The sequence below is a fragment of the Sessilibacter sp. MAH1 genome, from assembly GCF_054658315.1.
Window position 1 is genome coordinate 243,016 of sequence record NZ_BAAGIC010000003.1, and the last position, 11,808, is coordinate 254,823.

The following is an 11,808-nucleotide window of genomic DNA, read 5'->3' on the forward strand; positions in this document are numbered from 1 at the left end:
GTTTATTATCGGTTAATCAAGACTTCCTTTAGAATAAGACGATTGGTAAACATGGTCGTACTGGAAACTCTGATGCAGTTTGAGTTTCCTATATTCTGTTATCGCGCGTCGTTATTTTGAGGATAATTTCGGCAGCGTGTGGTCATTATAAGAACGATTTTTCACAGAGCATTTTAGTAGATACCAAACGATGGTGAATGTGCTAAAACGCGATTAAAAGTGTAGGGCGCTTTATGGATAATTTTACGTTTGCTGACTTTACCTTAGAGGTATTGGGTGTCAGTGCGGTTATTTTTATTGTTTTAGTGGGTGGGGTTGTATTGTGGGTGGCGGCTATGTACTGGTCTGATATTAATCAGCGCCAACATACCATTCGCAGAAATTATCCTGTTATTGGCCGATTTCGCTATTTCTTTGAGCACCTTGGTGAGTTTTTCCGCCAATACTTTTTTGCACAAGATCGAGAAGAGTTACCCTTTAATCGTGCCCAGCGTTCGTGGGTGTATCGCGCCGCAAAAAATATCGATTCAACAGCGGCCTTTGGTTCTACTCGGCCGTTAAATAATCCCGGCGATTTCATCTTTTTAAACTGTTTATTTCCTACTATTGCTGAAGATCACGTTGAGACTGATGCCGTAGTAATTGGTGAAGGTTTTGCTCGACAGCCTTATGCCGCAAAATCCTTTTTTAATATCTCTGGGATGAGTTACGGCGCTTTGTCTAAGCCCGCGGTAAGGGCTTTATCAAGTGGTGCGCGCAAGGCCGGTATTTGGATGAATACCGGTGAAGGTGGTTTGTCACCTTATCACCTTGAAGGCGGTTGTGATCTTGTATTTCAAATTGGCACTGCAAAATACGGAGTGCAAGACTCCGAAGGAAAACTCAACGAAGAGAAGTTATTGGCGATTGCTGCTCACGAACAAGTCAAAATGTTCGAAATTAAGCTGAGCCAAGGTGCAAAGCCGGGTAAAGGTGGTATTTTACCGGGCAAAAAAGTCGGCCCAGAAATCGCAAAAATTCGTCATATTCCCGAGGGGCAGGATTCCATTAGTCCTAACGGCCACGTTGATATTCGCAATGTGGATGATTTGCTGGATATGATTGAGCGTATTCGTCGCCTAACCGGAAAGCCCGTAGGTTTTAAATTGGTGCTTGGTACGACGGATTGGTTGGTGAGTTTTTTTGGCCGCATTCACCAGCGCGGTTTAGAGTTCGCTCCTGATTTTATTACCCTAGACAGTGCCGACGGCGGTACCGGCGCTGCACCACAAAGTTTGATTGATTATATGGGGCTGCCTATTCAGCACAGTCTACCATTATTGGTAAATACCTTGGTTGAGTGTGGTCTTCGTAAGCGTATTAAAGTGGTTGCCAGCGGTAAATTGATAAACCCCGGACGAGTCGCGTGGGCCCTAGCGATGGGCGCTGATTTTGTGGTCAGTGCGCGTGGTTTTATGTTGTCGTTGGGATGTATTCAAGCCTTGCAATGTAATAAAAATACCTGCCCCACAGGTATCACCACCCACGACCCAGATTTACAAAAAGGCTTAGATCCTTTTGAAAAATCTACCCGTGTGTGCCACTACGTTGAAAATCTTGTAAAAGAAGTGGGTGTTATCGCGCACTCGTGCGGCGTGGTTGATCCCCGACATCTTGATCGTAACCACGTACACATTATTAACGAACATGGCTTGCCAACACCGGTTGTTCATTTTTATCCTGTGGCAGAGACGCGGTTAGAATTCGTCGATAATAAGCGCGATTAAAAGATTATTTTTACCAGTTCAATATTATTATTTTAGTGTTGTATCTAATCGTTGGCACCTCTGATTAACTCATTCCTGATTTAATCAGAGCACAGAAATTGAAAATACGATTTCCAATTTCTTCACAATTTCAATTACTTACTGTTCTTGAAATTAGCGAAACATCCTTGTGTCACTGGAAACTCTGGCTTAATCAAAGTTTCCCATTTTCGAGCCACTTTAATATTTCAGTTACCGTCAATTAACGACGGTTATTAAGTTCATTATTGTGAGTGGCAAGAAATTTGATAGACATATCTGCATGGTACAATGTTACCGGTTTTGGTTTGATCGATGGCTGGGCTGATTGGTGTTGATTATTTTAAATTGATCGATCATCGAGCCTTGAAATTTTTGTATTCGCCCAAAACTCTGTAGCGTTGAATTCAACCCAACAAGCGAAGGAATCATAACAATGGCATTTGAATTACCAGCTTTACCGTACGCGAAAGACGCATTAGCCCCGCACATTTCAGAAGAAACTTTGGAGTTCCATTACGGCAAACACCACAATACTTATGTGGTTAAGTTAAATGGTTTGGTCGAAGGTACCGACAACGCCTCTAAATCTTTAGAAGAAATCATCAAAACTTCAACTGGCGGTTTGTTCAATAATGCTGCGCAAGTATGGAACCACACTTTCTACTGGAACTGCCTAAGCCCGAATGGCGGCGGTGAGCCAACTGGCGCGCTTGCAGACGCTATCACTGCAAAATGGGGTTCTTTTGCTGCATTCAAAGAAGAATTTACCAACAGCGCAATTAACAATTTCGGCTCAGGCTGGACTTGGTTAGTGAAAAATGCTGATGGCTCTTTAGCGATATTAAACACCGACGACGCTGGCTGTCCTTTAACTCACGAAGGCGTTACCGCGTTGTTAACCGTTGATGTTTGGGAACACGCTTACTACATCGATTACCGCAATGCTCGTCCTACTTACTTAGATGCATTCTGGAATCTTGTTAACTGGGAATTTGCTGCTGCAAACCTAGGTTAATAACAGTTGCGTTTACCTATTTAGGTTAGCTTAGGTTAGCGACCAAAAAGCCGAGTGAATACTCGGCTTTTTTATGTCTCGATATAGCGTAGAACACGTATTACATGCTCTTAAATTCATCGGCTAAAAAGTTGATAAACAGTCGCACTTTTTGGGATAGGTGTCGGTTGCTGGGATAAACCGCCCAGGTTCCCGTATCGGTTGGATTGTTCTCTTTTAATATGGTTTGCAACAAACCAGCTTCAATGCTCTGGTCGACATAAAACGACGGCAGTTGTACTACACCCATTCCGGCTTCGGCGGCTTTAACCAATGCACGCCCGTTATTGGATCGCCAGTTACCGTTGAGCCTCAGGTCAATGTGCCTACCTTTTTCTTTAAAACGCCAAGTTTGCAGTGTTCCCATTAAGCAGTTGTGATTGATCAGCGCGTGAATATCACTGGGGCGACCGCGTTGTGACAAGTAATCTGGGCTGGCACACACCACCAGTTTTCTCGGAGCGATTCTTCGGGCTATGTAAGATGAGTCTTGTAAGGTGCCGGAACGAATAGCGAGATCAAAGCCTTCCGAAATGACATCGACCACGCGATTAGTGAAATCCATATCGATCTCGATGCTGGGATTTAGCTGCATAAATTTGATGGCCGCCGGAGTGATGTGTTCCTCGGCAAATAGACCTGCCACGCTAACTCTGAGCAAGCCCTTGGGTGAGTGTTGTTGTTCAATAATAGCGCGTTCGGCTTCATCCAAGCTGTTTAGCATGTCTTTGCACGTCGGATAAAACGTTTGCCCTAGCTCAGTTAATGAGACTGCGCGAGTAGTTCGGTTTAAGAGTTGCGTATCCAGTCGATTTTCGAGTTGGTTAATTTGGCGGCTTATGTGTGATTTAGATACGCCGAGTTTTTCAGCGGCTTTAGAGAAGCTTTTCATCTCTACCACGGCAACAAACGCTTCAATACTTTCCCAGCGACTCATAACATATCCTTTGACGATCAATTTTATTATTGTTTTCCAGTTGCAACAGTGTTGTGATTTTTATCTGGTTTATAGGCTCCACGGGAACAGATATGATCTCATTATCTACTAAAAACGAACAAGTAAAATCATTCAAGAAGAGAAATGCCCATGAAAACTCGTGCCGCAGTAGCTTTTGAGTCCGGAAAACCCTTAGAAATTGTCGAGGTTGATTTACAAGGACCAAAAGCTGGTGAAGTTTTAGTTGAAATCAAAGCCACTGGTGTTTGTCATACCGACGCATTTACCTTATCTGGTGACGATCCTGAAGGTGCATTTCCGGCAATTTTAGGCCACGAAGGTGCCGGAGTTGTTGTAGACGTAGGCCCCGGCGTAAAAGGTTTAAAGCCGGGCGATCATGTAATTCCGTTATACACACCCGAGTGTCGAGAGTGCGACTATTGCTTGCATCCTAAAACCAACCTCTGCCAGTCGATTCGTTCTACTCAAGGGCAGGGTCTAATGCCCGATGGCACCAGCCGTTTTTCCCTTGATGGCAAACCCATTTTGCATTACATGGGTTGCTCTACCTTTTCTAACTACACAGTTTTACCCGAAATTGCCTTAGCTAAAGTTCGTGAAGATGCTCCTTTCGATAAAATCTGTTACATCGGTTGTGGCGTAACTACGGGCATTGGTGCGGTAGCGTTCACCATGAAAGTTGAACCGGGTTCAACGGTTGCTGTGTTCGGTTTAGGTGGCATTGGTTTGAATGTTATCCAAGGCGCGAAGATGGTTGGTGCAACACGCATTATTGGTGTTGATATTAATCCTTCAAAGGTTGAATTGGCGAAACGTTTTGGTATGACCGATTTCGTTAACCCTAAAGAGGTTGATAACGTTGTTGATCATATCGTGCAAATGACCGGCGGCGGTGTTGATTACAGCTTTGAATGTATTGGTAATGTTCAAGTTATGCGACAAGCGCTTGAATGCTGCCACAAAGGCTGGGGCGAGAGTTGTATTGTTGGTGTTGCTGGCGCTGGCCAAGAAATTAGCACTCGTCCATTCCAATTGGTTACTGGCCGATCGTGGCGTGGTACTGCATTTGGCGGTGCAAGAGGTCGTACCGATGTGCCTAAAATTGTTGATTGGTACATGGAAGGTAAAATTAATATCGATGAATTAATTACTCACACAATGCCACTAAATGACATCAACAAAGCCTTCGATTTAATGCATTCCGGTGAAAGTATTCGCTCGGTTGTTCTTTATTAAGTCGTAATTAATCGAATAAATACGGAATTCAATGGCGAGGTGATAAACCTTGGCTAGTAAATTGCGCATAATTAATTACCAGCCAAGGTTTCGGATAATTGACGCTGTTCATTTACATAAAAGCGATAGGCGGATGATATTTTTAAGAAATTTAAAATTGCATTGTCCGCTTCTGTGCTCTGGCCAAATGGTAGATGAGTTAATCAGAAGCTCTTATGTTGGTTCGTGAATATATGGGTTATGGAATTATCCCTTCGTCATAAGTACTAAGTGCAGACCAGGTTCATTAAGCTGCTGTCGCGGCCTTCTTTAGGGGAAGAAATTTGAATATTTCAAAAATAAGTTCATTTAAGTGTTTTGACGGTGAGCAATTACGCTACCGACACTTTTCTGAAACCTTGCAATGCGAGATGACATTTTCAATTTTCTTGCCGCCGCAGTCGCGAGAAGGTTCTGTGCCAGTGTTGTATTGGTTGTCTGGATTAACCTGTACCGATGAAAACTTTGTCACCAAAGCCGGTGCGCAACAGTATGCTACGGATTTTGGTATTGCGATTGTCGCGCCGGATACCAGTCCGCGTGGTGACGACATTCCCGATGATCCTGAAAAAGCCTACGATTTTGGTCTGGGTGCGAGTTTCTATGTGAATGCTACTGAAGAACCCTGGGCGAAAAATTATCGAATGTATGACTACATCGTTCGAGAACTACCACAGTTGATTGCTGCAAACTTTCCAATTAATAGCGATTTAACCTCAATTTCTGGACACTCAATGGGTGGTCACGGTGCGCTTACGATTGCACTTAAAAATCCAGAAGTATTTCGCTCGGTATCGGCTTTTTCGCCAATTTGTTCGCCTATCGAATGTCCGTGGGGACAAAAAGCCTTGTCTTTGTATTTAGGCAAAGACAAATCCAAATGGCAGGAATACGATACGGTGGCGCTGGTTTCTAAAGTCGAGGCGCGATTGCCGGTGTTGATTGATCAAGGTGATGCTGATAATTTTTTAGAAGAGCAATTAAAAACACCGCTGCTTATTGAGGCGGCTGAGCATGCTCAATTTCCAATGTCGATTCGTATGCAGCCCGGCTATGATCATAGCTACTTTTTTATTGCCAGTTTTATTGGTGAGCACATTAAGTTTCACGCAAAAAACTTGCTGTAACAAATTCTAGGAACCTCTGATTAACTCATCCTTGATTTAATCAGAGGGCAGAAATTGAAAATGTGATTTCCAATTTCTTCACAATTTCAATCACTTACAGTTCTTGAAATTGGCGACACATCCTTGTGTCGCGAGAAACTCTAGGTTAATCAGAGTTTCCTCTAATTAACCTACTCGTGAATTTATTGAATCGCAAAAATTAGCGTTCATATTTATCTCTCTTGTCCTCTGATTAATTCTCGGTTGAGTTCATCAGAGGCTTCCATAAGTTTCTTATAGTATTCCACTATTTATATCTAACGGTTGATTGGGGTGTTTAGGTTATTGCTGCAATAAGCAGTAATTATAACCCTCGCCGTTATTATTAATTTGTTGCTCATGTGCGACTATCGTCCAGATTACGCCGTTATTAAATCTCTCTAAGATGAGTCGTTACTACATCGCTGGTTCTGTGTATTTAAAATACCGATCCTAAAATTAATAATAAAGAGGCGGCTATGTCATCCAGTGTACAACCTTCCGTTTTATTTGAAGAGCTTGCATCATCGGCGAGCTACAAAATAGCCATCGCAACACTTAATGCGCCCAAGACCATTAATGCGCTTTCGTCCGATATGGTTTCTCTTTTACTTCCTCAGCTCATGGCTTGGCGTAATGATCCCGCCATTGCTTGCATTGTTTTGCGAGGCGAGGGTGATCGCGGTTTTTGCGCTGGGGGTGATGTGGTTGAGCTGCGTCGTTCAAGTCTTGAAGACGACGGTAAGGCCGCACAGTTTTTCGCCAATGAATACCGCCTTGACTACACCATTCATACCTATCCAAAACCCATTATCGTCTGGGGTCATGGTGTGGTTATGGGTGGTGGTTTGGGTTTATTGGCTGGCGCGAGTCATCGAGTGGTTACCGAAAAAACACGGTTGGCGATGCCCGAAATTACCATTGGTTTATTTCCGGATGTTGGTGCCAGTTGGTTTTTGAATCGTATGCCTGGCCGTATTGGATTATTTTTAGCCTTAACCGGTGTACCAATTAACGCGGCAGATACTTTATATGTTGGTTTGGCTGATCATTTTTTGAATCATGAGCAGTGGGAAGAGTTTGTCGAGGCTCTGGTTGTGGCCGATTGGTATTCGCAAAATAATTTTGTCGAAGTTATTTCAAAAATTTTAATAAAGCTCAGCAATACCAGTTCTAATTGCCCAAAATCGTTGTTAAAAGAGCATTTTGATCAAATTCAGGAGTTAACATCCGGTGTTAATTTGGCTGAGATTTATCAAACTATCACCGATTATTCCGGTGACGATCCTTGGTTGCAATCCGCTGCATTAACCCTCAAAAACGGTTGCCCCGTTACCGCCGCTCTGGTTCCCGAATTATTGCATCGAGCAAAGTATTTATCGCTGAAAGAAGTTTTTCAAATGGAGTGGGTTGTTGCCGCAAACTGTATGCGTTTTAAAGACTTTGCTGAAGGTGTGAGGGCCTTGCTTGTGGATAAAGACAAGACGCCGAAATTCGAACCGTCACGAATCCAGGATGTATCTAAGCAAATTATTCTTGATCACTTTGATGACAGTATTTTTGCTGTAAATCCGTTGTCTGATTTATAGGAAACTCTGATTAACCTAGAGTTTCCTTGGTTATGTTGTGCTTTTATCATTGCCCTTGCAGTGTGCTTAGCTTGCAGACGTATTTTTATGGATTAATAACTCCGTTATTTTTGTGATTGCTATGAGCACAGGTATTTTGGGCGGTTTTTTATCGCCGTAACCCTTGTGTGTTGATGCTAACAAAGTTGTTGGTAATTTTTTATTTGCTTTTGTGGTCGTGAGCCTAGTATTGAGCACGGTGATATTGATTCAATACTTGCTCTAGAAAGGTAGGGGGAATGGGTTTCAAAGTAACTAATCTCGTGCGTCTTACTTTCCAGTGAGAGTGTTCTTTTTAGGGGTTGTCAGAAAGATCCTTAGGGGTTTTCAGAAAGATCCGCTGATAGATTTTACTGACGATAAAACGAGGGCTTTTGCGCAAGCCCTCCACGAATTACTCATTCTTGATGTTTATTGGTATGAGAGGTGTTAGCGGTATGAGATTATTTTTCTCGGTGTACCGCAAAAGGACTCCACGCTTGCCTGACCGGCATAATTTCAAAGTTATTCACATTTAGGTGATCGGGCATATTTGCCAGCCACCATAACGTATCTGCAATATCCTCTGGCTGAATGGGATTGGCACCTTCGTACAAATTATCGTGGGCTTGTTGATTTCCGCCAGTGCGTACCAAGGTAAATTCACTTTCTGCCATGCCCGGTGCAATGTTGGTTACACGTACGCCGGTTCCTAACAAGTCACAGCGGATGGCTTTTGAGAATTGCTCAACAAACGCTTTGGTTCCGCAATACACGTTGCCACCCGGGTAAGGGTAGGTACCCGCAACAGAGCCAATATTGAAGATGCTCGCGCCCGCGCCAAATTCAATTAAGCGCGGCAAGAGCGTGTGCGTTATGGTGACCAAACCTTTGGTGTTGGTATCAATCATCTGATGCCACTGCGCTAAGTCGCATTCAACCGCCGGTGATGTGCCCAAGGCGAGGCCTGCGTTGTTAACCAAGACCTTGAGCGGCGCCAAGGTTGTTGGGTAGGTCGATAATGCCGAGATAACCTGTTCGGTGTCGCGCACATCTAACGCGATGGTTTCAACGCAGGTTTTTTCGCTTAACTCGGCTTTCAGGGCCTCTAGGCGGTCTTCTCGTCGGCCAATGAGCAAAAGGTGCCAGCCTTGGTTTGCAAATTTTTCAGCAGTTGCCTTACCAAAGCCAGAAGTTGCACCGGTAATACATGCAGTGAAGGTCATAAATGCTCCTAAGCATAAGTGAATGTGCGGCCTAGGCCATAGGTTTGAATGAAATCATTAATCGGTGTGCTTTTAATTGCAACCAGAAAGTCCCGACAAAAATCGGTTCCGCTTTTGTCTAAATTAGGGCTCTATGTTGAGGCCTCGCTCAGATTATCTGCTTCTATTTTAGCGGTTCACTTGAATAACCGCGTCAGGGTCGTTATAATCCGCGCCCGTTAGCATGGGCTCCCTCCAAAGTGATGTGTTCCAAGTCGGACGCAACTGACTTTTGTTTATACCCTTGATTTTTTTGCTTAACTGCTCAATGTTTATCCTTTGAGGCATTATGCATATACAAAAACTGGGTAAGCGCTTCACTGATGGTTGCTGAATTAGATTGAACGTAAATGTCTGGATTTTATCCGACAAGATTCAGCAGGCAGTGATAGTAACGTGCTACAAATGGTGGCTGCATCTTCGGTTTTACCGAATGAATTGAGCCAGTGCTTAGAATTTTTCCTGATGATATTTGTTCATCAGTTTGTTAGGGATGTGGCATCTGTCATGTGCTAATTACGTTGGTTGTCAGTTGTTATGCAACGCAGCAGTGGTCAGGAATACGAAAAGGCCCCTCAATACTCTAGGGGCTTTTTCATATTTATGATCATCCCGGTTATCCGGGAACAGTAAATGGGCCTTGGGCCCTTTTTTGTTTTCTAGAGCCGGTTAATTTTTACTAACGATCATTGATTGTGTTATCGGAGAGTGACCAAAACACGAATATGTCAGCAAGACTTGAACAGTTAACCGAACTTTTACGGCCTTCAATCGAGGCTCTGGAGTGTGAGCTTTGGGGAATCGAATACATCTCCCAAGGTCGCCATACCCTACTGCGCGTTTTCATCGAAAAAGAAGCTGGTGTCAACCTTGAAGACTGTGAGCGTGTTAGCCGACAACTCAGCAGTGTGTTGGACGTAGAAGACCCTATAACCGGCCAATACACTTTAGAAGTTTCCTCTCCTGGTGCCGATCGCACACTTTTCACAATAGAACAGTTCCAGCGATATATCGGTGAGCAGGTGAGTATTCGCCTTCGAGTGGCGTTTGAAGGCAAACGTAAAATAAAAGGGCAAATCCGCGCGGTAGAAGATGAAGATGTAGTCATTTTCATGGGTGATGAGGAGTATCTACTACCGATGAGTTCCATAGACAAAGCCACAATTGTTCCCCAGTTCTAGGGGTGGAGTGAAAGAGGCAAGAATGAACAAAGAAATCCTACTGGTTGCCGATGCGGTATCCAACGAAAAGGGTGTCGATAAAGGCTTGATATTCGAAGCTATTGAAGTCGCCTTGGCGACAGCTACGAAAAAGCGATACGACGAAGACTCCACCATCCAAGTGACTATTGACCGAAAAACTGGCGACTATGTGACCTATCGTAGTTGGGAAGTTGTGGACGACGATACTCTCGCGGAACTTGGTACCCAATTCACCTTAGAAGAAGCGCACGAAAAAGATACCAATCTTGTTGCTGGCGATGTTTATCGCGAGCTCGTTGAAAACGTTGGTTTTGGACGAATCGCTGCGCAAACAGCTAAGCAAGTTATTGTACAAAAAGTTCGTGAAGCCGAGCGTGCTCAGGTGGTTGATGAGTACCGAAGCCGAGTGGGCGAACTGGTTAACGGCAGCGTTAAAAAGGTAACACGTGACAACATCATTATTGATCTGGGTAACAATGCTGAAGGCTTGATGCCACGTGATCAGTTGGTTGGCCGTGAGATTTTCCGCGTTGGCGATCGTGTTCGCGCCATTCTGAAAGAGATTCGTACCGAGTCTCGTGGCCCACAACTTTTCTTAAGCCGTGCCTGCCCAGAAATGCTGACCGAACTGTTCCGCATTGAAGTGCCAGAAATTGCCGAAGAGGTTATCGAACTTAAAAGCGCTGCTCGCGACCCAGGCTCTCGCGCTAAGATTGCCGTTGCGACCAACGACGGCCGAATCGATCCTGTGGGTGCTTGTGTTGGTATGCGCGGTTCACGTGTACAGGCGGTATCTAACGAATTGGGTAATGAGCGTGTTGATATTGTTCTGTGGGACGAAAACCCAGCTCAGTTCGTAATCAACGCCATGGCTCCTGCTGAAATCGAATCCATTGTGGTTGATGAAGACACCCATTCAATGGATGTGGCTGTACAAGAAGACAATCTTGCTATGGCAATTGGCCGGGGTGGTCAAAACGTACGCCTTGCCGGCGAATTAACCGGCTGGGAAATTAACGTACTTAGCCTAGAAGCGTGGAAAGAAAAACAACAAGAAGAAACAGGCAGCTACATGGAAACCTTCATGCAAGCGCTGGATATCGACGAAGATATCGCTGAAGTTCTTGTTGAAGAAGGATTTACCTCCTTGGAGGAAATCGCCTACGTACCGCTTGATGAAATGCTTTCCATCGAAGGTTTCGATGAAGACATTGCAGAAGAGCTACGTGCGCGAGCAAAAGATGCATTGCTTACCCAAGCACTTGCGTCTGAAGAACAATTGGAAAATGCCGAACCTGCCGACGATCTATTAAATATGGAAGGCATGGAAAGACATCTTGCCTTCACCTTGGCGAGCCGCGGAGTCACCACTATGGATGACTTGGCAGAACTTGCTGTAGATGAGTTGTTAGATATCGACGGGATTGACGAAGAACGTGCCGCCGCATTGATTATGAAAGCGAGAGAGCCTTGGTTCTCAGGCTCAGACGGCGAAAATAATTAAAAACTGAGGAG

At 44.3% G+C, this 11,808-nt stretch carries 9 protein-coding genes; 7 read left to right on the top strand and 2 right to left on the bottom strand.

From position 1 onward, the window contains the following. Window positions 1-233: 233 nt before the first annotated feature. Both ACYQ28_RS04480 and ACYQ28_RS04485 read left to right on the top strand, forming a co-directional pair. Window positions 234-1,766, top strand: a complete 1,533-nt coding sequence (locus tag ACYQ28_RS04480) for an FMN-binding glutamate synthase family protein (protein WP_460048274.1) — start codon at window positions 234-236, stop codon at window positions 1,764-1,766. Between the two features lie 454 nt (window positions 1,767-2,220). Then, complete coding sequence (locus ACYQ28_RS04485; RefSeq protein ID WP_460048272.1) at window positions 2,221-2,802, top strand: superoxide dismutase; 582 nt, start codon at window positions 2,221-2,223, stop codon at window positions 2,800-2,802. A gap of 100 nt (window positions 2,803-2,902) precedes the next feature. Here the strand turns inward: ACYQ28_RS04485 and ACYQ28_RS04490 are convergent, their stop codons facing one another. Then, a complete protein-coding gene (locus tag ACYQ28_RS04490) occupies window positions 2,903-3,778 on the bottom strand; it encodes a LysR family transcriptional regulator (RefSeq protein ID WP_460048271.1) in 876 nt (291 codons plus the stop codon). 150 nt (window positions 3,779-3,928) lie between these two features. On the opposite strand from ACYQ28_RS04490, the gene ACYQ28_RS04495 reads away from it, so the two are divergent. The 3 genes from ACYQ28_RS04495 (at window position 3,929) to ACYQ28_RS04505 (ending at window position 7,808) form a co-directional block, all read left to right on the top strand. Beyond that, window positions 3,929-5,035, top strand: coding sequence for an S-(hydroxymethyl)glutathione dehydrogenase/class III alcohol dehydrogenase (locus tag ACYQ28_RS04495; protein WP_460048270.1), 1,107 nt, complete (start codon window positions 3,929-3,931; stop codon window positions 5,033-5,035). Window positions 5,036-5,364: 329 nt separating this feature from the next. After that, the gene (gene fghA / locus ACYQ28_RS04500) at window positions 5,365-6,201 is read left to right on the top strand and encodes an S-formylglutathione hydrolase (RefSeq protein WP_460048532.1); all 837 of its coding nucleotides are present in this window, start codon (window positions 5,365-5,367) and stop codon (window positions 6,199-6,201) included. A 497-nt stretch (window positions 6,202-6,698) separates the two neighbouring features. Next, window positions 6,699-7,808, top strand: coding sequence for an enoyl-CoA hydratase/isomerase family protein (locus ACYQ28_RS04505; RefSeq protein ID WP_460048269.1), 1,110 nt, complete (start codon window positions 6,699-6,701; stop codon window positions 7,806-7,808). 482 nt (window positions 7,809-8,290) lie between these two features. On the opposite strand, the gene ACYQ28_RS04510 is transcribed toward ACYQ28_RS04505, so the two are convergent. Continuing rightward, window positions 8,291-9,052, bottom strand: coding sequence for an SDR family NAD(P)-dependent oxidoreductase (locus tag ACYQ28_RS04510; protein ID WP_460048267.1), 762 nt, complete (start codon window positions 9,050-9,052; stop codon window positions 8,291-8,293). 764 nt (window positions 9,053-9,816) lie between these two features. On the opposite strand from ACYQ28_RS04510, the gene rimP reads away from it, so the two are divergent. Both rimP and nusA read left to right on the top strand, forming a co-directional pair. Next, entirely contained in the window at window positions 9,817-10,272 is a 456-nt protein-coding gene (rimP, locus tag ACYQ28_RS04515; RefSeq protein ID WP_460048265.1) for a ribosome maturation factor RimP, read from the top strand. 22 nt (window positions 10,273-10,294) lie between these two features. After that, entirely contained in the window at window positions 10,295-11,797 is a 1,503-nt protein-coding gene (nusA, locus tag ACYQ28_RS04520) for a transcription termination factor NusA (RefSeq protein WP_460048264.1), read from the top strand. Window positions 11,798-11,808: the final 11 nt, after the last annotated feature.